The organism is Microbacterium binotii, assembly GCF_021398715.1.
GTDB lineage: Bacteria > Actinomycetota > Actinomycetes > Actinomycetales > Microbacteriaceae > Microbacterium > Microbacterium binotii_A.
This window is the reverse complement of record NZ_CP090347.1, coordinates 90,536-110,426: the sequence shown is the minus strand read 5'-3', so window position 1 is coordinate 110,426 and position 19,891 is coordinate 90,536. Positions and strand designations below refer to the sequence as shown.

At 69.6% G+C, this 19,891-nt stretch carries 20 protein-coding genes; 12 read left to right on the top strand and 8 right to left on the bottom strand.

Translation table 11 applies throughout. The features are described 5' to 3' along the window. Positions 1-82: 82 nt before the first annotated feature. Positions 83-604, bottom strand: a complete 522-nt coding sequence (locus tag LXM64_RS00545) for an SMI1/KNR4 family protein (protein ID WP_234074172.1) — start codon at positions 602-604, stop codon at positions 83-85. A gap of 532 nt (positions 605-1,136) precedes the next feature. Here LXM64_RS00545 and LXM64_RS00540 point away from each other — a divergent pair. The 4 genes from LXM64_RS00540 to LXM64_RS00530 all read left to right on the top strand — a co-directional run bounded on the left by LXM64_RS00540 (position 1,137) and on the right by LXM64_RS00530 (position 6,211). After that, positions 1,137-2,306 carry an RtcB family protein gene (locus LXM64_RS00540; protein ID WP_234074171.1) on the top strand — a complete coding sequence of 390 codons (1,170 nt, stop codon included), beginning with the start codon at positions 1,137-1,139 and terminating at the stop codon, positions 2,304-2,306. A gap of 338 nt (positions 2,307-2,644) precedes the next feature. After that, positions 2,645-4,975 carry a phosphoribosylformylglycinamidine synthase subunit PurL gene (purL, locus tag LXM64_RS00535; protein ID WP_234074170.1) on the top strand — a complete coding sequence of 777 codons (2,331 nt, stop codon included), beginning with the start codon at positions 2,645-2,647 and terminating at the stop codon, positions 4,973-4,975. After that, on the top strand, positions 4,975-5,109 hold the full coding sequence (locus tag LXM64_RS16025) for a hypothetical protein (RefSeq protein WP_267955117.1): 135 nt from the start codon (positions 4,975-4,977) through the stop codon (positions 5,107-5,109). The genes purL and LXM64_RS16025 overlap by 1 nt, the downstream gene beginning before the upstream one ends. Before the next feature lie 238 nt (positions 5,110-5,347). Then, the gene (locus LXM64_RS00530) at positions 5,348-6,211 is read left to right on the top strand and encodes a hypothetical protein (protein WP_234074169.1); all 864 of its coding nucleotides are present in this window, start codon (positions 5,348-5,350) and stop codon (positions 6,209-6,211) included. A gap of 26 nt (positions 6,212-6,237) precedes the next feature. Here the strand turns inward: LXM64_RS00530 and map are convergent, their stop codons facing one another. Then, the gene (map, locus tag LXM64_RS00525; RefSeq protein WP_234074168.1) at positions 6,238-7,008 is read right to left on the bottom strand and encodes a type I methionyl aminopeptidase; all 771 of its coding nucleotides are present in this window, start codon (positions 7,006-7,008) and stop codon (positions 6,238-6,240) included. A 46-nt stretch (positions 7,009-7,054) separates the two neighbouring features. On the opposite strand from map, the gene LXM64_RS00520 reads away from it, so the two are divergent. The 3 genes from LXM64_RS00520 to LXM64_RS00510 all read left to right on the top strand — a co-directional run bounded on the left by LXM64_RS00520 (position 7,055) and on the right by LXM64_RS00510 (position 8,896). Then, the gene (locus tag LXM64_RS00520; protein ID WP_234075504.1) at positions 7,055-7,330 is read left to right on the top strand and encodes a helix-turn-helix domain-containing protein; all 276 of its coding nucleotides are present in this window, start codon (positions 7,055-7,057) and stop codon (positions 7,328-7,330) included. Between the two features lie 37 nt (positions 7,331-7,367). Further along, positions 7,368-8,180, top strand: a complete 813-nt coding sequence (locus tag LXM64_RS00515) for a hypothetical protein (protein WP_234074167.1) — start codon at positions 7,368-7,370, stop codon at positions 8,178-8,180. An 83-nt stretch (positions 8,181-8,263) separates the two neighbouring features. Further along, positions 8,264-8,896, top strand: coding sequence for a TetR/AcrR family transcriptional regulator (locus tag LXM64_RS00510; RefSeq protein WP_234074166.1), 633 nt, complete (start codon positions 8,264-8,266; stop codon positions 8,894-8,896). A 68-nt stretch (positions 8,897-8,964) separates the two neighbouring features. Here the strand turns inward: LXM64_RS00510 and LXM64_RS00505 are convergent, their stop codons facing one another. From LXM64_RS00505 to LXM64_RS00495, 3 genes are all read right to left on the bottom strand, one after another. After that, entirely contained in the window at positions 8,965-9,861 is an 897-nt protein-coding gene (locus tag LXM64_RS00505; protein WP_234074165.1) for a glycine betaine ABC transporter substrate-binding protein, read from the bottom strand. Positions 9,862-9,974: 113 nt separating this feature from the next. Then, a complete protein-coding gene (locus LXM64_RS00500) occupies positions 9,975-10,853 on the bottom strand; it encodes an ABC transporter permease (protein ID WP_137418431.1) in 879 nt (292 codons plus the stop codon). After that, positions 10,850-12,148, bottom strand: coding sequence for a quaternary amine ABC transporter ATP-binding protein (locus tag LXM64_RS00495; protein WP_234074164.1), 1,299 nt, complete (start codon positions 12,146-12,148; stop codon positions 10,850-10,852). The genes LXM64_RS00500 and LXM64_RS00495 overlap by 4 nt, the downstream gene beginning before the upstream one ends. Positions 12,149-12,553: 405 nt before the next feature. Between LXM64_RS00495 and LXM64_RS00490 the strand changes: the two genes are divergently transcribed. The 4 genes from LXM64_RS00490 to LXM64_RS00475 all read left to right on the top strand — a co-directional run bounded on the left by LXM64_RS00490 (position 12,554) and on the right by LXM64_RS00475 (position 15,777). Beyond that, positions 12,554-12,937, top strand: coding sequence for a GntR family transcriptional regulator (locus tag LXM64_RS00490; protein WP_234074163.1), 384 nt, complete (start codon positions 12,554-12,556; stop codon positions 12,935-12,937). After that, positions 12,934-13,836 (top strand): ABC transporter ATP-binding protein, encoded by a 903-nt coding sequence (locus tag LXM64_RS00485; protein ID WP_234074162.1) that lies wholly within the window; start codon positions 12,934-12,936, stop codon positions 13,834-13,836. Before LXM64_RS00490 ends, LXM64_RS00485 begins: the two co-directional genes overlap by 4 nt. Continuing rightward, a complete protein-coding gene (locus LXM64_RS00480; protein WP_234074161.1) occupies positions 13,833-14,528 on the top strand; it encodes a hypothetical protein in 696 nt (231 codons plus the stop codon). The genes LXM64_RS00485 and LXM64_RS00480 overlap by 4 nt, the downstream gene beginning before the upstream one ends. A 70-nt stretch (positions 14,529-14,598) precedes the next feature. Beyond that, entirely contained in the window at positions 14,599-15,777 is a 1,179-nt protein-coding gene (locus tag LXM64_RS00475; protein WP_234074160.1) for a MalY/PatB family protein, read from the top strand. 49 nt (positions 15,778-15,826) lie between these two features. On the opposite strand, the gene LXM64_RS00470 is transcribed toward LXM64_RS00475, so the two are convergent. Continuing rightward, positions 15,827-16,129, bottom strand: coding sequence for a chorismate mutase (locus LXM64_RS00470; protein ID WP_234074159.1), 303 nt, complete (start codon positions 16,127-16,129; stop codon positions 15,827-15,829). A gap of 54 nt (positions 16,130-16,183) precedes the next feature. Here LXM64_RS00470 and LXM64_RS00465 point away from each other — a divergent pair, with 54 nt between their 5' ends. Continuing rightward, entirely contained in the window at positions 16,184-17,308 is a 1,125-nt protein-coding gene (locus LXM64_RS00465; RefSeq protein WP_234074158.1) for an AI-2E family transporter, read from the top strand. A 17-nt stretch (positions 17,309-17,325) separates the two neighbouring features. On the opposite strand, the gene LXM64_RS00460 is transcribed toward LXM64_RS00465, so the two are convergent. Further along, positions 17,326-18,516: a lactonase family protein gene (locus LXM64_RS00460; protein ID WP_234074157.1), complete on the bottom strand. Its 1,191-nt coding sequence runs from the start codon at positions 18,514-18,516 to the stop codon at positions 17,326-17,328. 1 nt (position 18,517) lies between these two features. Further along, the gene (locus LXM64_RS00455; RefSeq protein ID WP_137418441.1) at positions 18,518-19,804 is read right to left on the bottom strand and encodes an adenylosuccinate synthase; all 1,287 of its coding nucleotides are present in this window, start codon (positions 19,802-19,804) and stop codon (positions 18,518-18,520) included. Between the last annotated feature and the right edge of the window lie 87 nt (positions 19,805-19,891).

The window sequence follows — 19,891 nt, the reverse complement described above, 5'->3', positions numbered from 1 at the left end:
ACGACGACACGACTCAGCCGAACGGGCACCGGGGCGCAGCCCGTCGCGCATGGCCGTGGTTCGGCGGCATGCCGCAAGCGCCCTATCCGGCCGTGCGCCCCGCGCGCTCGTCGTACGCGTCGGGGAAGACGCGCCCCTCGGGTCCGGCCTCCGGCAGCCAGTAGGGCAGCGCGCCCGACGCCTCCCACACCTCGGTCAGAAACGCCTCGAAAGACGGTGCGATCACCGGCCAGCCGCCCACGACGCCGTGGAGCTCGTGGAAGCTGTCGTAGACCCGACCGCCGCGCGGCACGGACATGTCGACGGTGAGGTGATCACCGCCGGGAGTGCGCGCGATCAGATACGCGGCCCGGCTCACCGCATCCGCTTCGCCCGGGTCGCCGACGAGGACAGGATTCGCGGGAACGACCTCGTCCGGCGGCAGGATGGTGAGCTCGCGAGCCTGCCCGGCGAACAACACGACTCCGCCGCAGCCGTCGTAGAACTCCCTCACCCCGTCGGGAAGGCGCTCGTCGTCGCGCCGGATCACAGGGACCGAGATCGGCGGCAGCACGACGCAGTCCGCGCGCAGCCGTGCGTGCTCCAGGAGTTCGGCGATGTCCACGCATCCATTCTCCGGCGCGAGACGCGGGACAAACCGCAGCTTGGCTGCGCGGCTCAGAGATCCCCGCCGGCCATCGATGCCCCACCCTCCCGCGTCCGAACTCCTGCAGAATCCGCCTCGCGGCCGTTCGGAGGCGACGCCCGCCCCGTTCTGCAGGAGTTGCGCACGACATCGACCCGTGGACGCCGGGCACGCGGGCCCTGCTCACCACCTGCGTCGTGCCGCGCGGGCCAGCATCCGGGCGCCTCACACGGTTGACGCCGCATCCGCCGCACGCCTAGCCTCGGAGGGCTGTGCCCCTTCGGCGCGGCATCAGCCGAGGAGACCGACCCATGCACGCACGCGACGGCCTGCGTCAGAACGCGGCCCTGCAGCTTCTCTCGAAGCGCAGCGGCCGCTATGAGTCGTACCCTCCGGCGCGCAGCATGTGACGAGTTTCGTCCCACGCCCCGCACCGAAAGGTCCGGGGCGTTTTCTTTCCGCGGGGAGAACACCCGGACCGGCTGGTCCACCCCACGCAAGGAAAGGAATCATGGAGAAGCTCTCCGCACGGCTCGTGTCGTGGGCGAGCCTGATCGACGGCAAGACCCTCGATCAGGCGCGCACCTCGTCACGGATGCCGTTCATCCACCCGCACATCGCCCTGATGCCCGACGCGCACCTGGGCAAGGGCGCGACGGTCGGCTCGGTCATCCCGACGCTCGGCGCGATCATGCCGGCGGCCGTCGGTGTCGACATCGGATGCGGGATGATCGCCGTCCGCACCCAGTTCGAGCACTCGCAGCTCGCCGACCGGGACCTCGCTCCGCTTCGCGAGGCGATCGAGCGGGCGATCCCCCTCTCGGCCGGCCACGACAACCGCAAGGTCGTCGCCACCGCGGCGCCGCGCATCGCGGAGCTCGAGACGAAGGCCACCGCATCCGGCTTCGACCCGGCGTCGTACGTCGGTCACTGGCGGCTCCAGCTGGGCTCGCTCGGATCCGGCAACCACTTCATCGAGGTGTCGGTCGACGAACTCGACCGCGTCTGGATGTTCCTGCACTCCGGCTCGCGCGGCATCGGCAACAAGATCGCCACGCACCACATCGCGGTCGCGCAGCGGCTGGCGAAGCAGTGGTGGATCGACCTGCCCGACCCCGACCTCGCCTACCTGGTGGAGGGCACGCCCGAGTTCGGGCGGTACATCCGCGAGCTGCAGTGGGCGCAGCACTTCGCACTGCTGAACCGCGAGGAGATGATGGACCGCGTCGCGCGCCAGCTCGGCGAGTTCCTCGGCGAGGACGTCGTCGAGCACGAGCGGATCAACTGCCACCACAACTTCACGCAGCCCGAGCGCCACTTCGGTAAGGATGTGTGGGTGTCGCGCAAGGGCGCGATCCAGGCGGATGCGGGCCGGCCCGGCCTCATCCCCGGGTCGATGGGCACGGCCTCGTACGTCGTCGAAGGGCTCGGCAACCCGGTCTCGCTCAACTCGTCGCCCCACGGCGCCGGTCGCGAGTACTCCCGTTCCGCCGCACGCCGCACGTTCTCGCACGACCAGCTGCGGGAGGCGATGGTCGGCATCGAGTTCCGTGACACGGACGCCTTCGTCGACGAGATCCCGCAGGCCTACAAGCCGATCGACCGGGTGATGACGGATGCGGAGGAACTCGTGTCGATCCGGCACTCGCTGCGCCAGCTCGTCAACGTGAAGGGCGACTGACCCGGGATCCGGGATCAGCCCCGCTCGCCTGTCACAGATCGACGCGGAACGCGCGATCTGTGACAGGCGAGCGGTGGGTGAGACACGCGGGCATGCGGCGGCCGGCGGCGGACCCGGTGCACGAACTCCTGCAGAATCCGCATCCCCGGCCCGAGAACACCGCGGACGGCACGTTCTGCAGGAGTTGGGCCGCGCCCGACCACCCCACCGACCCGCAGGCCGCGCCGGACCGCGCCGGACGCCCCTGCCCCGCCCACCCGCAGGCCCGCGCCCCCGGTGAGCCGCGCCCGCAACTAGACTGAGCAGGTCCGGCACCCCGATCCCTGGAGCTCAGCCGCGTGACCACTTCCGCCACCGCCTCGCGTCCTGCCGCCGATACCGTCGAGAACGCTCGGGCCACCCCCGAACGCGAGCAGCCGTACGCCGCTCTGGGCCTCAAGCCCGACGAGTACGACCGCATCCGCGAGATCCTCGGCCGTCGCCCCACCAGCGGCGAGCTGGCCATGTACTCGGTCATGTGGAGCGAGCACTGCTCGTACAAGTCGAGCAAGATCTACCTCCGCCAGTTCGGCCAGAAGGTCACCGATGAGATGCGCGAGCGGCTCATGGTCGGCATGGGCCAGAACGCGGGCGTCGTGGATGTGGGCGAGGGCTGGGCGGTGACCTTCAAGGTCGAGTCCCACAACCACCCCAGCTACATCGAGCCCTTCCAGGGCGCGGCCACCGGCGTCGGCGGCATCGTGCGCGACATCATCTCGATGGGTGCGCGTCCCGTCGCCGTCATGGATCAGCTCCGCTTCGGCGCGATCGACAACCCCGACACGGCCCGCGTCGTCCACGGCGTCACGAGCGGCATCTCCTTCTACGGCAACTGCCTGGGCCTGCCGAACATCGGCGGCGAGACCGTCTTCGACAGCGTGTATCAGGGCAACCCGCTCGTGAACGCCCTCGCGGTGGGTGTGCTGCGCCACGAAGACCTCAAGCTCGCCGACGCGACAGGCCCCGGCAACAAGGTCGTGCTCTTCGGCGCCCGCACCGGCGGCGACGGAATCGGCGGTGCCTCCATCCTCGCCTCCGACACGTTCGCCGACGGCGGCCCGACCAAGCGCCCCGCCGTGCAGGTGGGCGATCCGTTCGCCGAGAAGGTGCTCATCGAGTGCTGCCTCGAGCTCTACCGCGGTGAGCTCGTGGAGGCCATCCAGGACCTCGGGGCCGCCGGCATCTCCTGCGCGACGAGTGAGCTGGCGGCGAACGGCGGCTCCGGGATGCGGGTCGACCTCGAGAAGGTTCTCCTGCGCGACCCCTCCCTGACTCCCGAAGAGATCCTCATGTCGGAGTCGCAGGAGCGGATGATGGCGATCGTCACCCCCGAGAAGCTCGACGCCTTCCTCGCCGTCGTCGACAAGTGGGAGGTCGAGACGAGCGTGCTCGGGGAGGTCACCGGCGACGGCCGCCTCGCGATCTTCTGGCACGGCGAGCAGATCGTCGACGTGGACCCCTCGACCGTCGCCGTCGACGGCCCCGTGTACGAGCGTCCGGTCGCCTATCCGACGTGGATCGACGCCCTGCAGGCGGACTCCGCATCCGCTCTGGCGCGTCCGACCGACGCAGCAGCGCTGCGCGAGCAGTTCCTGCAGCTGCTCGGCAGCCCCAACCTCGCCGACACGTCGTGGATCACGAACCAGTACGACTACTACGTGCTCGGAAACACCGCGCTGAGCTTCCCCGACGACGCCGGCATGATCCGCGTCGACGAGGAGTCGGGCCTCGGCTTCGCGATCGCCACCGACGCGAACGGGCGCTTCTGCCAGCTCGACCCGTACCAGGGCGCGAAGCTGGCCCTCGCCGAGGCATACCGCAACGTCGCCGTCACGGGCGCCACCCCCACCGCCGTCACCGACTGCCTCAACTTCGGCAGCCCCGAGAACCCCGAGGTCATGTGGCAGTTCTCGCAGGCCGTCGAGGGCCTGTCCGATGCGTGCCTCGAGCTCGGCATCCCCGTGACCGGCGGCAACGTCAGCTTCTACAACCAGACCGGCGACGTCCCGATCCACCCCACCCCCGTGGTGGGCGTCATGGGCATCATCGACGACGTCGCCCGCCGCATCCCGAGTGGCTGGCAGGATGCCGGCGAGAACCTCTACCTGCTGGGCGTCACGGCGAACGAGCTGAGCGGTTCGGCATGGGCCCAGGTCGTGCACGACCACCTCGGCGGCCGTCCGCCGGCGGTCGACCTCGCCGCCGAGAAGCGTCTTGCCCAGTTGCTGCGCGCCGCCGGCGACCAGGGACTCATCTCCAGCGCCCATGACCTCTCGGAGGGCGGCCTCGGGCAGGCCCTCGCCGAGGGCGTCATGCGCTTCGGCGTCGGGGCGCGCATCTGGCTCACCGAGATCATGGAGCGCGACGGGGTGGATGCCGCATCCGCCCTCTTCTCCGAGTCGACCGGTCGCGTCATCGTCAGCGTGCCGCGCGAGGAGGATGTGAAGTTCCGGGGACTGTGCAACGGGCGCGACTACCCCGTGCTGCGCATCGGCGTCACCGATTCCGGCGACGGCGAGTCGGTGCTCGAGGTGCAGGACGTGTTCACCCTGTCGGTCTCCGAGCTGCGGGAGCGCTCGCGTGCGACGCTCCCCGCCGCGTTCGGCCCGACGGTCACCGAGGGCGCGTGATGAACGACGACGAGGAGTACGAGGGCTTCGCCGACAAGCGCCAGATGCGCATGAAGGTCGTCGCCTGGGTGGCCATCATCGCCCTCGTGCTCGTCGGTGGCGGCTCGACCGTCCTCGCCCTGCTCTTCGGCTGAGCGGGTCCCGGTCCGGTTCAGACGGGCTCTGCTGCGACGCCCGCACGATCCGTGGTGCTCACGTGAACACGAGAGACGCATGAGGCGGCATCCGCGGTGTTCGCCATGCGGACGTCGGTCCGCCCGCCGTGCACACGTCGACCCGCGTAACCGGACCGACTGAGCCGCCCGCCCCGGCTGTGCCTGCATCCGCCGCTTCCCCTCGGCCGTCCGTCCGGTCGCGCCGTAGCATGGAGATGTGGGACCCCTGCTCGAGTTCCTCGCGGTCTGGTGGTGGACCGCCCCCGCTGCGGCGGGTGCCGGCACCGTCGGATACGTCGCGGCGACGACCGGGCGGCGCCGGGCGCGTCGTCTGGCGCTGGATGCGGCCCGGCACCAGGAGCAGCACGCGGTCCGTGAACTGCTCAGCGCCCGAGCCCGCACACGTGCCGCGCAGGCCGAGGTCCAGGCCGCTCGTGCCACCCGCAGCGCCACGCACTCCGAGGCGCGCCGCGCGCTGAACCAGGCGCGCGAAGCACAGCGCACGGCGACGCTGCTCCTGCGCGCCGCGCGGACGCGGGTGAAGGCGGAACGCGCGCAGCTTGCTGCCCGCGACACCGAACTCCCGCTGGCGCGGATCGTGCGCGAGCACGACGCGATCGCCGCGCGCTGGCTCGAGTACGAGACCGACGTGGAGCTCGCGATCGCCGTACCGCAGATGAGCGATCCCCACCATCCGGCGACGGCGGCCTACCTGCAGGCGATGCAGCGGGCGCAATGGCTGCGCCCGCCGAGCGGCGCGACGCGCATGGATCCCGCGGACTTCGTGGCCTACGCCGCGGCGGTCCGTGAGCTGAACGATGCGTTCGCCGCCGCCGAGACCGCCGCCCTGCGGGCCTCCGCGGAGCGGGGGCGTCGGCGCTCCGAGGTTCCGCCGCGCGGAAGCACCGCCGCATCCGAGACACCACGCGTCGCCCGCACCGAGCCCCTGCCGCCCGCGCCGGAGATGCCGAGGCACGCGCCGCGAGACCAGGAGTCGCCGGGGACGACGGAGCGGGTCGTTCGTGCGGTGTGGCCCGTGCCGCGCCGCAGCGGGGACACCGGTCGCGAGCCTCGCTCCTGAGCCCGGCGGGAGAACCCGTTCCGCCGTCAGCGCGGCAGCGTCAGGATCTCCGCGCCGCTCTCCGTGATGGCGATCGTGTGCTCGGTGTGGGCCGTGCGGCATCCGGTGGCGCTGCGCAGCGTCCAGCCGTCGTCATCCGTCACGAGCTGATCCGTGTCGACCATGACCCACGGCTCGAGCGCGAGCAGCAGGCCCGGACGCAGCACGAAGCCGCGCCCCGGGCGCCCGGCGTTGGGAACGTGCGGGTCCTGGTGCATCGTGGTACCGATGCCGTGGCCACCGAACTCGACGTTCACGGAGTAACCGGCCTGCTTGAGCACGGTGCCGATCGCGCGGGACAGATCGCCCACCTTGGCGCCGGGCTTCGCGGCCGCGATACCCGCGGCGAGCGCACGCTCGGTCGCCTCGATCAGCGCGACGCTCTCAGCGGGGCGGGCCTCGCCGACGATGAAGCTCACCGCCGCATCCGCGGAGATGCCGTCGAGCGTGACGGCGAGGTCGAGGGTCAGCAGGTCGCCGTCGGCGACGTGCTCGTCATGCGGCATGCCGTGCAGGACGGCGTCGTTGACCGCCGTGCAGATGTAGTGGCCGAAAGGCCCACGGCCGAACGAGGGCGCGTAGTCGACGTAGCACGAGACGGCGCCGGCGCCCAGGATCATCTCTTTCGCCCAGGCATCGATCTCGAGCAGGTTGGTGCCGGGCACGACGCGCGAGCGGATCGTGTCGAGGATCTGACCGACGAGAGCGCCCGTCCGGCGTGCGCGGTCGACCTCGGCGGGCGTGAGGATCTCGATCATGTCAATAACTATACCGGTCCAGAAATACCGCTATCGTGGCGGCATGATGGTCCGACTCCCTCTGACGCCCGTCGAGCTGGAGCGCGGCCGACGCCTCGGCGCAGCTCTGCGGCGAGCGAGGGGCGAGCGCTCGATGCTCGAGGTGGCGCTCGACGCCGGCATCTCCCCCGAGACGCTGCGGAAGATCGAGTCGGGTCGCGTCGCCACGCCCGCGTTCGCCACGGTCGCCGCCGTGGCCTCGGTCCTCGGCCTGTCGCTCGACGAGCTCTGGGCGGATGCGGCCGGCGCGGCCCCCGGAACACGGCGAACTCTGGCCTCCTGACCCACGATCGGCCCGCCCCGGCTCCTAACATGGAGAAGTGGACCAGCTGTTCGCGTTCCTCCAGCACAACTGGTGGCTCGCCTTCCCCCTCATCGGCGTCGCCGGTGGCGCCGCCCGCGCATGGGAGCGAGGCGCGAAGCGACGGCACGAAAGGCGGCTCGAACTCATCCGAGCCCGAAGCGGAGCGATCTCCCCGGCGCCCGCCGAGGCGCGGACGGAACCTGTGGCATCCGCACTCGAACGCACTCTCGCCGAGCACGACGCGACCACAGCGCGCTGGCTCGAGTACGAGCTCGACGTCGCGAAGATGATCGCCTATCCCGCCATGAGCGACGGGCGCCAGGAGCTCACCGCCGCGTTCCTGCGCGCCAAACGTGTCGCGGACCGGATGCGGCCGGTGTCGGCGGATGCCCGGATCACCGCGACCGAGCTCACCGCCTACCAGAACGCCGTCACGGACTACGAGGTGGCCTTCGACGTCGCCGAACGCGAGGCGCGACGCGTGCGCGACGCCGGGTTCACGCCGTCCGAACGCAAGCGCCTCGACACGGCTCAACAGCTGCTCTCCGTCGCGGTGGACGAGGCGGCCACGCCCGCCGAGCGACAGCTCGCGTACCGCCGGGTGCGAGAGGAACTCGACGGATTGATCTCCCTGTCCGACGCCGCGATCGACGAGCTCGAGCGACGCGTTGCACTCGAGCTGCCGGCGACCGCCGCCCAGAACGAGTCGGCGGGTGCGGAAGCCGGTCTCCCGCCATCCGCGCCCGGGTCGGATGAAGAGGGGCACCGACGCGAACCGCCGATGCCCCCGGGCCCCCGCGACGCCCCCCAGCAACGCTCACGTCCGTAACGCAGGCCACGTCGTCCCAGGCAGAGCGCCTAACGTGGACGTCGTCCAAAGATATACCACGTCCACCTTTCACCTCAGGAGCCATGCCCGAGTCACTGCGCGCACGCAAGAAGCGCGACACCGAGAACGCGATCGAGATCGCGGCCGTCGAGCTCGCCCTCGAGCGCGGCCACGCGAAGGTCACGGTCGCCGACATCTGCAAGCGCGCCGATGTGTCGCGCAGTACGTTCTTCAACTACATGAGCTCCCGCGAGACCGCGCTCTTCGGCCGCTCGCTGCACCTGCTGCCGGCCGAGCAGGCCGCCGTCATCATCGAGATGTCGGCGGACGTCCCGCTCACCACAGCGGTCTTCCGCCTGATCATCGCCTCGATCGGGCATGCGCAGATCAACGCGGTGGTGGCGGAGGGACGCAATCGGATGCTGCTGGAGCAGCCCGACACGCAGGCCGCGATCCTCGCGCCCTTCCTGTCGCTGACCACGGAGCTGACGGCGTTCCTCGTGCCGTGGCTCGCGGCGCATCCGGAGCGCCGGAGGCTCGCCGACACCGACACGTCGATCATGCGCGAGGCGTCGCTGACGGTGCTCGTCGCCGTCTCCGCGTTCCAGTCGCTCATCTCCGACACCACGGGCACGGGCGACGTGGAAGCCACGGAGGCCGCGTTCCGTGATTCGGTCCGCAAGCTCGCCCTGCTCGCCGAGGAAAGCGCGCACTGAACACCAGAACGCACTGAACGCGAGAACGCGCCGCACCCCGGAGGGTGCGGCGCGTTCGGCGACGATCGTCAGGACGTCAGCGCGTCCACCCACGCCTGGTTCTCGGCGATCCAGTCGGCGACCGCCGGGGCGTAGTCGTTGCCGCTGCCGCCGGAGTTGAACATCGCATCCTCGAGCGAGTAGAGGGTGTCGTTGTCCATCTTGAACGACGAGAGCCAGTCGTTGACCTCGGGGAAGTCGTCCTTGAAGTTCGACGACGTCACCGTGTGGATGCCCTCGGCGTCACCGAGCAGGCCGTCCGGGTCCTCGAGGTCCTTGAGCGGGAAGGCGTTGTAGGCCCAGTGCGGACGCCACAGGGTCACGGCGATGTCCTTGCCCGCATCCGTCGCCGCCTGAAGCTCGGTGAGCATCGCCGGCGTCGAGGAGGTCACGAAGTCGAGTCCTTCCAGGCCGTAGCCGGGGATGACCTCGTCCTGCGTGACGGTCACGAGACCCGATCCGGCCTCGATGCCGACGAGACGGTTGCCGAAGACGTCGGCGTTGTCAGCGAGCTCGGTGAGCGAGTCGATGGGAGCATCCTCGTTGACGGCGATCGTCAGCTTGGCCTCATCGTTCCAGGCGCCGAGGTCGACGAGGTCGTCGCCGTAGGTCTCCATGTACTGGGCGTGGGTCAGCGGCAGCCAGGTGTCCAGCGTCAGGTCGTAGTCGCCGTTCGCGATACCGGTGTAGACCGCTGCCGGGTCCGCGTACTCCAGCTCGACCTCGTAGCCCTGCTCCTCGAGCACGTTCTTCCACAGCTCGGACGCGGCGATGCCCTCGTCCCAGCCGTTGAACACGGCGATCGTGATGGGGCGCTCGCCCGATCCTTCGCCCGCATCGCCGGCGGCCGAGCAGCCGGTCAGGGCGAGGGCGGCGACGCCCGCGAGGGCGATGCCCACGGTCAGGTTCTTCTTGGTGACAGTCATCTGCAGTCCTCTCCGTCCGCGTGCTGTCGCGGACAAGGTCGGTACGGCACGTCGAGTGTCGACGGCCGCTCGCGAGTGATGAGCTCGCAAGTCTCGGATGGGTGGGCGCGCGCTCAGGCCGCGCGGGCGAGCTCGCGGCGTCGGCCGAGGAGCGCGCGCTTCGGGCGGGGGCCTGCGAAGCTCGAGGTGACGCGGTCGAGGATCATCGCGATGATCACGACGGCGAGTCCCGCCTCCACACCCAGCGCGATGTCGATCCGGCTCAGCGCCTGGACGATCTGACCGCCGAGGCCGCCCGCTCCGACCATGCCGGCGATGACGACCATCGACAGGCTGAGCATGATGACCTGGTTCACGCCGGCCATGATGCTCGGAAGAGCGAGGGGCAGCTGGATCTGACGAAGGATGCGGCCGGGCGACGCTCCGAAGGCATGGCCGGCTTCCACGACCTCGGTGTCCACACCGCGGATGCCGAGCTCCGTCAGTCGCACACCCGGAGACATCGCGAAGACGATGGTGGCGACGATGCCGGGCACGGGCCCCACGCTGAACATGATCAGGGCGGGGATCAGGTAGACGAAGGCGGGCATCGTCTGGAGGAAGTCGAGCACGGGTCGCACGACGGCGGAGACACGATCGCTGCGGGCGGCCCAGATGCCGAGGGGAAGCGCGATGGCGACCGCGATGACGGCGGCGATGATCACGAGCGCGAGGGTGTCCATGGCCGCATCCCACTGATCGATCGTGACGATCAGCAGGAGCCCGATCGCCGTGCCCAGGGCGAGCTTCCACCCCTTCGCGAAGAACGCGAGCGCGACGAAGACGACGATGATCACCCAGAACGGCGGACCGGACAGCACCGTGTCGAGCCCGTCGTAGAGGGCACGGAAGGCGACGCTGATCCCGTCGAAGAGCCACGAGAAGGTCTTGATGATCCAGCGGACGGCGGTCTCGACGACATCGCCGAGGGGAAGGCGGAAGAGATCGTTCATCGGGCACCTCCCGTGCTCGTGGCGGCGGGTTCGTCGACGACGGCGAGCGTCTCGGTGAGCACGCTCGCCGGCACGGATGCGGGCACGTCGATGATCGGGTTCTCCCGCGTGACGGCGGGAACGTTGCCGAGGGCTGCGAGCAGGGTGACGCGGGGGATCACACCGACGAGGCGCTGGCGCTCGTCGACCACGGCGACGGGGTAGGGCGACTCGACCGAGTGCTCGACGACATCCGTCAGCGGGTCGTCGGGTCCGACGACCTGCTGCGCGCGCTGCACGATGCGGCGGAGGTCGGTCTCGCCCGCCTTGACCGCGCGGATCACGGCGCGGTCGGTCACGGCGCCGATGTAACGGCGGTTCTCGACCACGGCCACCGCTCCCGCCTGCAGATCGCGCATGACGCGCAGGGCGCCCCGCATCCCGGCCGACACGGGCGTGGTCGCCTGCGGCGGCGCCATCACGGACGAGGCGGTCAGCACGCGCGCCCGGTCGACGTCCTGCACGAACTGGGCGACGTAGTCGTTCGCCGGGTCGGTGAGGATCTCCTCCGGGGTGCCGTTCTGCACGATACGCCCGTCGCGCATGACGGCGATGCGGTCGCCGAGGAACATGGCCTCGTTGAGGTCGTGGGTGATGAAGACGATCGTGCGACCGAGCTCCTGCTGCAGCTCGATGAGCTGCTCCTGCATCTCGCGGCGGATGAGGGGATCGAGAGCCGAGAACGCCTCGTCCATGAGCAGGATGTCGGTGCCGGAGGTGAGGGCGCGGGCGAGGCCGACGCGCTGGCGCATTCCGCCGGAGAGCTCGCCGGGCATGGCGTCGACCCGATCGCCGAGGCCGACCTTGTCGAGGATCTCACGGGCGCGCTCGCGGCGCTCCTGCGTGCCGACGCCCTGGATCTCCAGCGCGTACGCAGCGTTGTCGAGCACCGTGCGGTGCGGCAGGAGCGCGAAGTGCTGGAACACCATCGAGACCGACGAGCGCCGGATGCGGCGCAACTGCGCGGCCGAGGCGGTGGTCACGTTCTGGCCCTGTACGAGCACCTCGCCGGCGCTCGGGGGCAGAAGTCCGTTGAGCATCCGGATGATCGTGGACTTGCCGGAGCCGGAGAGGCCCATGATCACGAAGATCTCGCCAGGGTCGACGGTGAAGCTCGCGTCGATCACCGCGGCCGTGCCACGGTCCGACACCTCGGCTCGGGTCTTGCCCGCGCGCAGCTGCTCGATGACGGACTTGGGATTCTTGCCGAAGACCTTGAACAGGTTCCGCGCCTCAATGGCATGTTCGACACTCACGTGGATTGCACCTCGGCAGTCCGGTGCACAGACTGCATCGGTCACGCCCGGGTGGACGACCACGGGCGGTCGCGTCGGGAGGCGCAACACGCACGGGCGCCGAGCATAGGGCCCGGGCACGGTCGCCGACCGTACGCTCGCCGACGCGCTCCCGAAGGGGCATCAGGCGACCGCGGACTGGTCGTGGGGCCCGGCGACGGGCCTTTTCCAACGTGTCATGCGTTTTCGGGGTTCGCAAGTCGGCCTCCGCGGTTGCCGGATCCGAACGATCGCGCTACCGCGCCCGCGTGATACCAGCCGTCGCCGCCGCGTGCACGTGGGAATCGCGATTCGCTTACTTGACAGCGCCACACGCCCTGTTGCATGGTTAGTTAGTCAAGTAATGAACCACCGAACGGGGATCCAGTGATCGAAGAGGGCAAACCGCTCTTCCTGCAGATCGCGGAGAGCGTCGAAGACGCGATCGTCGACGGCAGTCTCCGCGAGGAGGACCAGGCGCCGTCGACGAACGAACTCGCCGCGTTCCACCGCATCAATCCCGCCACCGCCGCCAAAGGAGTCAACATGCTCGTCGACAAAGGAGTGCTCTACAAGCGCCGCGGAGTGGGCATGTTCGTCGCCCCCGGCGCCCGCGAAGTGCTCCTGAACGAGCGCCGCACCGCGTTCGCCGACCGCTTCGTCGAGCCGCTGCTGGCCGAGGCCCGCCGGCTCGGACTCGGCCCGGAGGACATCACCCATCTGATCACGGACCGCGCCGCCCACACCCCGAACGAAGGAGAGAACCCGTGACCGCCGTGATCGAGGTCAGCGCCCTGACCAAGCGATACCGCGACACCGTCGCGATCGACGACGTCAGCTTCCGGATCGAGAAGGACGCCATCTACGGCCTGCTCGGCCGCAACGGAGCGGGCAAGACGACGATCATGTCGATCCTGACCGCGCAGAACTTCGCCACCTCCGGCGAGGTGCGCGTCTTCGGTGAGAACCCGTACGAGAACGCCCACGTGCTCTCGCGGGTCTGCTTCGTCCGTGAGAGCCAGCGCTACCCCGACGACGCCCTCCCCGCTCACGCGTTCCGCATCGCCCGCCTCTTCTTCCCGAACTGGGACCAGGAGCTCGCCGAGCGGCTCATCGCCGAGTTCCGCCTGCCGATGAAGACGCGCATCAAGAAGCTCTCGCGCGGACAGCTCTCCGCCGTCGGCGTCATCATCGGCATCGCCTCCCGCGCCGAGATCACCTTCTTCGACGAGCCGTATCTCGGACTGGATGCCGTCGCCCGCCAGATCTTCTACGACCGCCTCCTCGAGGACTACGCCGAGCACCCCCGCACCATCATCCTGTCGAGCCACCTGATCGACGAGGTGTCGAATCTCATCGAGAAGGTCATCGTGATCGAGGGCGGTCGCGTGCTGCTGGATGAGGACACCGAGGCGCTGCGCGAGCGCGCGACGAGTGTCGTCGGCGACGCCGATGCGGTCGACGCCTTCGTCGCCGGCCGAGAGGTGCTGCACCGCGAGAGCCTCGGCCGCGTCGCATCCGTCACCGTCCTCGGCGCGCTCACCCCGGACGAGCGCGCGCGCATGCGGGATGCGGGCCTCGAGCTCGCGCCCGTGTCCCTGCAACAGCTCGTCGTGCGCCTCACACAGCGCGTCGAATCCCCCGCTCTCGAGAACGGAGCCGTGCGATGAACCGCATCCTCAAGGTCGTCCGCATGCAACTGACCAACAAGCAGACCTTCGTGTGGGTCCCGCTCATCGTGCTGGGCGGCGCGTTCGCCCTCAGCCTCGCCGTCTACGGCATCCTCTTCAGCGCCGGGGTGACCGGCGCCTTCTACGGTGGGGGCGCGCAGGCTCCCCTCTGGTACTTCGCGGTCATCGGCGCCCAGGCGCTGACCATGACCTTCCCCTTCTCGCAGGCGATGAGCGTGACCCGCCGCGAGTTCTTTCTCGGCACGATGCTGACCGCGGTGCTGACCGCCGCCATGCTCGCCGTGATCTTCGTCATCGGCGGGCTCGTCGAGACGGCGACCGGCGGCTGGGGGCTCAACGGCTATTTCTTCGCCGTCGGGGTCATCTGGGAATCGGGAGCCGCGCTGGCGGGGCTCTTCTACTTCGTGCTCGCCATGTTGTTCTTCGTCTCCGGCTTCTGGGGCGCGACGATCTTCAAGCGCTTCGGCACGTTGTGGCTGATCGTCACCCTCGTCGCGATCGCCGCGGTCATCGTGCTCGCCCTGTTCGCCGTCACGCGCATGGATGCCTGGCCGTCGGTCGTCGACTGGTTCGTGTCGATCGGGTTCGGCGGCATCACGCTGCTGGTCGCGGGGATCACCGTGGTACTGGCCGCCATCGCCTTCCCGACGCTGCGGCGCGCCACCCCCTGAGAACGACGGATGATGGAGGGGGCGCTATCCCGGATAGGAGTCAGGATCCGCCCGTAACGAGGAGAACAGCATGAGCGATTTCGCGCGACGCATCGATGCCATCACCGTCGATCAGCTTCGGGCCACCGGAGCCACGAAGTGGTCGGCGGAGGACGGCGCGCTGGGCGCCTTCGTCGCGGAGATGGACTTCGGCATCGACCGCAGGATCACCGAAGCGCTCCACCGGGCGGTCGACGCGGGATCGTTCGGCTACATGCCCCGAGGCATGGCCGCCGATCTCTCGGAGGCGACGGCGGAGTTCGTCGGTCGCCGCTACGGGTGGCAGGTTCCGGCATCGGATGTGTGGGGTGTGCCGGATGTCATCGTCGGTCTCGAGCTCGCGATGGAGCACTGTTCGGCCCCGGACTCCAAGATCATCGTGCCGACGCCCTCGTACATGCCGTTCCTGTTCGTGCCGCCGATGCGGGGGCGTGAGGTCATCGAGGTCCCGCTCGCCGTCCGTGACGGCCGCTACGAGTTCGACCTCGACGCCCTCCAGCGCGCATTCGACGAGGGCGGCAACCTCCTGCTGCTGTGCAACCCGTACAACCCGGTGGGACGCGTCTTCAGTCGCGAGGAGCTGGTCGCCGTCTCCGAGGTCGTCGAGCGCAACGGCGGACGCGTGTTCTCCGACGAGATCTGGGCTCCGCTCGTCTTCAGCGGGTCGACCCACATCCCGTACGCGTCGATCTCCGAGGCGGCCGCGCAGCACACGATCACGGCGATGAGCGCCTCCAAGGCCTGGAACCTGCCCGGACTCAAGTGCGCGCAACTCGTGCTCACGAGCGACGTCGACCGGGAGACCTGGGCGAGGATCGGACCGTTCGCCGGCCACGGCACGAGCAATCTCGGCGCCGTCGCCAACGCCGTGGCCTACCGTGGCGGCGACGACTGGCTCGCCGAGCTCGTGCCCTACCTCGAACGCAACAGGGACGCCCTCCGGGAACTCGTGGCCGAGGAGATCCCGGGGGCATGGATGCCGGAACCCGAGGGAACCTACGTGGGATGGATCGACTTCCGCGACGCCGGCCTCGGCGACGCGCCCGCCGAATTCTTCCACCGGGAAGCATCCGTCCAGCTCACGGAGGGAACCATGTGCGGTGCCGCCGGCACCGGTTTCGCGCGGCTCATCTTCGCGACCCCTACGCCGGTGCTTCGGGAGGTCGTCCGCCGCCTCGGCGCCTCGCTGCGCACACGCCCGACCGGCTGAGCGCAGCGCCGTGATCGTCGCGCTCCCGCGCCCGGGAGCGCCTCTGCGATCAGTCGGTGGCGGATGCGGCGGCCTCGTGGTGGCGGATCACCTCGGCCACGACGAAGTTGAACCACTTCTCGGCGAACGCCGGGTCGAGGTCCGCCTGCAGCGCGAGACTGCGCAGCCGCGCGAGCTGTCGCTCCTCACGAGCGGGGTCGGAGGGAGGCAGGCCGTGCTCCGCCTTCAGTGCTCCGACGGCCTTCGTGCAGCGGAAACGCTCCGCCAGCATGAAGGTCAGCGCCGCATCGATGTTGTCGATGCTGGCGCGCAGCCCCTGGAGGGTGGAGATCGGGTCGACGGGCTCGGTCATGGCGTCCTCCTCGCGCTCGACACTACCGCGCGGGCCGCGCCCTAGAGTGTGGTCATGACCGATGAATCGGCTGGGTCCGTCGATCCCGCATCCGCCCCGCCCACCGCCACGGGTCTTCGCTGGCGCGCCGTGCACCACCCGTTCGCCCTCGGGTTCTTCGTGACCCTCGGCGGCCTGCTCGCACTGGTGCTGGGACTCGCCGTCTCGAACCTGTCCACGGTGCTGATCTACGTGGCTTTCGCGCTGTTCGCCGCCCTCGGCCTCGACCCGCTCGTGCGATTCTTCGAGAAACGCGGCGTCGCACGCGTCTGGGGCATCGTCATCGTGTTCGTCGGCTTCGCGATCGTGCTGGCCGGGGTGCTGCTGCTCATCATCCCGACCGTGGTGCAGCAGATCGCAGAGTTCGTGAACGGGGTGCCGCAGCTTTTCACCACGTTCCAGCAGAGCGACCTTTATCGATCGCTGCACGACACGTTCGGCAGCGTCCTGCCCGACATCCTTGGCCACGTGCAGGATTTCATCACCAACCCGACCAACATCGCCTCCATCAGCGGCGGCGTGCTCAAGGTCGGCGTCTCGATCGTCACGGGGATCTCCGGCGGGATCATCGTCCTGGTCCTGAGCCTCTACTTCACGGCCTCCCTGCCGACGATGAAGAAGTCGCTCCTCTCGCTCGCACCCGCCTACTCGCGCACCAAGGTCGCCTCCCTCACCGAGGAGATCGCGGACTCCATCGGCGGATACCTGCGCGGCATGGTCGTGCTGGCCCTGTGCAACGCGGTGTTCGTGCTGATCATGTTCCTGGTGCTCGGCCTGCCCTTCCCGCAGCTGTTCGCCGTGGTCGCGTTCTGCATCACCCTCATCCCCCTCGTCGGAACGGTGCTGTTCTGGGTGATCGGCTCGGTGTTCGCCCTGTTCGCGAGCCCGATGGGTGCGCTCGTGTTCGCGATCGCCTATCTGGTCTACATGCAGCTGGAGGCATACCTGCTCACGCCCCGCGTCATGAACCGCACGATCTCGATCCCGGGATCACTCGTGGTGATCGGCGCGCTCGTGGGCGGCACACTGCTCGGGCTGCTGGGAGCGCTCGTCGCAATCCCCGTCACCGCGTCGGTGCTGCTCATCGTGAAGCAGGTCATCATCCCGAAGCAGGACGCCAAACTGCATCCCGACGCCTGAGGTCGGGAACTCCCCCGTCAGCGGATGGGCAGCAGGCAGGTCGGGGACGGCACGGCCACGCGCGAGCGCACGCGCTCCGCGATGCCGGTGCGAAGATCCAGCGACACGGCCGCGACCTCGTCCGACCGTTGACCGGCGACGAGCACGGTGTCGCGGGAGACGACGTGGTGGCGCGGCCAGTCCACGCCGCTGTCGGCGAGCGCGACGAACTGCAGCTGCTCCCCCGCGCCTGACACCCGCACGGTGGCGAGCGTGTTGCTGCCGCGCACGCCGGCGAGGAGGAATGCGCCGTCGGAAGACGCGGCCAGCTCGGCAGCGGTATCGCCGTCGAGGGTGCCGGCCAGCTGCACGCCGCCGATCAGACGCCAGGCGCCCGACGCATCCGGCGCCAGAACGAACACCTCGCGCGAGAGCTCCGCCACGACGTAGAGATGACCGCTCGGATGCCACACCCCGTGGCGCGGGCCGCTGCCCCGGGGAAGCACGACCTGGCCCGCCGCGCGCATCCCGGCGCCGGAGGGGCGCCAGAACCGCACGAGATCGAAGCCCATGTCGGTGGTGGCCACCGCGCCGCCGGGAAGAAGGATGCTCTGGTGGGCGTGCGGCGTGCGCTCCAACAAGGGGGTCTCGAGCTCGGGGGCGACGGGCGCCCGCGACTCCCCCAGGTGCGGGATGAGGTGTGCGTACTCCTCGCCCGCAGCCTCGCGCAGGGCACGAGCAGCCGCCTCGAGGCTCACATCGGCGGCCTCGGCGACGGCGGTCGACACCGACATTCCCGAACCGGCATACGGGTCGACGGGAGCCGGTGCCACAGAGGGCTGCGACGGACGCCCGGCGGCGTCCAGCGTCATCCGCACGACGCGGCCGTCCCCCCAGCACGTCGCCATGAGCCAGGAGCCGTCTGGCGCGACGGCGATATGGCAGACCGCCTCTCCCGCAGAGATCGGCGGACCGAGACGCTCGTAGCGGGACTCGCCCGTGCGACGGAACGCCTGCACCGCACCCGCCGACTCGAGAGCCGCGTAGATCACGTCGAGGGTGGGGTGTCGAGCGACCCAGGAGGGCGACCCGTCGACGGGAGCGACCACGCCGGCGAAGGCGAGCGCCGATCCCGCGAGCGACTGGTCGGCGGCGCCGGCATGCAGTTCACCGATGCCTTCGCCGATGCCGTCCATCTCGGCGCCGTAGCCGCCGGTGAGCAGCCTCACGTCAGTCGACGAGGTCGTGGCGCACGATGACGGCGTCACGGGCTGCGCCCACACCGATCACCGAGATGCGGGTACCGCTCAGACGCTCCAGTGCCAGAACGTAGTCCTGCGCCGTCTGCGGGAGCTCCTCGAACGTACGCGCGGTCGAGATGTCCTCCGACCAGCCCGGCAGGTACTCGAGGATCGGCTTGGCATGGTGGAACTCGGTCTGGTTCACCGGAACCTCGTCGAACCGCACGCCGTCGACGTCGTAGGCGACGCAGACCGGGATCTGCTCGAGACCGGTCAGGATGTCGAGCTTGGTGAGCACGAGGTCGGTGATGCCGTTGATGCGCGTGGCGTAGCGGGTGATGGGAGCGTCGTACCAGCCGACCCGGCGCGGACGGCCCGTCGTGGTGCCGAACTCGAACCCGCGCGAACGCAGCCACTCGCCCTGCTCGTCGAACAGCTCCGTCGGGAAGGGCCCGGACCCGACGCGCGTCGTGTACGCCTTGACGATGCCGACGATCCGGTCGAGCCGGTTGGGGCCGACACCCGAACCGGTCGCGGCGCCGCCGGCGGTCGCCGACGAGGAGGTGACGAAGGGGTACGTGCCGTGGTCGACGTCGAGCATCGTGGCCTGGCCGCCCTCGAAGACGACGACGTCTCCCGCATCCAGCGCGTCGTTCAGCAGCAGTCCGGTGTCGCAGACCATGGGGCGCAGCCGCTCCGCATACGAGAGCAGGTCCTCCACGATCTCGTCGACCGTGATGGCGCGACGATTGAACACCTTCACGAGCAGGTGGTTCTTCTGATCGAGGGCGCCCTCGACCTTCTGACGCAGGATGTTCTCGTCGAACAGGTCCTGGATGCGGATGCCGACGCGGTTGATCTTGTCGGCGTAGGCGGGGCCGATGCCGCGACCGGTGGTGCCGATCTGACGCTTGCCCAGGAAGCGCTCGGTGACCTTGTCGAGCGTGCGGTGGTACTGCGTGATCACGTGCGCGTTGGCGCTGACGCGCAGGCGCGACGTGTCGACGCCGCGCGCCTGGAGTGCCTCGAGCTCGTAGAAGAGCACCTCGAGGTCGACGACGACGCCGTTGCCGATGACGGCGTTCACGCCGGGCGAGAGGATGCCGGACGGCAGCAGGTGCAGGGCGTACTTCTCGTCGCCGATCACCACCGTGTGCCCGGCGTTGTTGCCGCCGTTGAACTTGACGACCCAGTCGGTGCGCGAGCCGAGCAGATCGGTGGCCTTGCCCTTGCCCTCGTCGCCCCACTGGACGCCGACGATCACGATGCCTGGCATGGGTGGCTCCCTCGAATCGGGTGGCTGGTGACGGCACCTGACGGCACCGGAAGACGCGACCCCACCGAGCGGGAGGTCTCCGGGCAG

Bases quoted from the DNA above. Each gene is read 5' to 3' on its own strand.
- LXM64_RS00540 (WP_234074171.1), top strand. From the start codon at position 1,137: ATGGAGAAGCTCTCCGCACGGCTCGTGTCGTGGGCGAGCCTGATCGAC.
- LXM64_RS16025 (WP_267955117.1), top strand. From the start codon at position 4,975: ATGAACGACGACGAGGAGTACGAGGGCTTCGCCGACAAGCGCCAGATG.
- map (WP_234074168.1), bottom strand. From the start codon at position 7,008: ATGATCGAGATCCTCACGCCCGCCGAGGTCGACCGCGCACGCCGGACG.
- LXM64_RS00520 (WP_234075504.1), top strand. From the start codon at position 7,055: ATGGTCCGACTCCCTCTGACGCCCGTCGAGCTGGAGCGCGGCCGACGC.
- LXM64_RS00510 (WP_234074166.1), top strand. From the start codon at position 8,264: ATGCCCGAGTCACTGCGCGCACGCAAGAAGCGCGACACCGAGAACGCG.
- LXM64_RS00505 (WP_234074165.1), bottom strand. From the start codon at position 9,861: ATGACTGTCACCAAGAAGAACCTGACCGTGGGCATCGCCCTCGCGGGC.
- LXM64_RS00500 (WP_137418431.1), bottom strand. From the start codon at position 10,853: ATGAACGATCTCTTCCGCCTTCCCCTCGGCGATGTCGTCGAGACCGCC.
- LXM64_RS00480 (WP_234074161.1), top strand. From the start codon at position 13,833: ATGAACCGCATCCTCAAGGTCGTCCGCATGCAACTGACCAACAAGCAG.
- LXM64_RS00475 (WP_234074160.1), top strand. From the start codon at position 14,599: ATGAGCGATTTCGCGCGACGCATCGATGCCATCACCGTCGATCAGCTT.
- LXM64_RS00470 (WP_234074159.1), bottom strand. From the start codon at position 16,129: ATGACCGAGCCCGTCGACCCGATCTCCACCCTCCAGGGGCTGCGCGCC.
- LXM64_RS00465 (WP_234074158.1), top strand. From the start codon at position 16,184: ATGACCGATGAATCGGCTGGGTCCGTCGATCCCGCATCCGCCCCGCCC.
- LXM64_RS00455 (WP_137418441.1), bottom strand. From the start codon at position 19,804: ATGCCAGGCATCGTGATCGTCGGCGTCCAGTGGGGCGACGAGGGCAAG.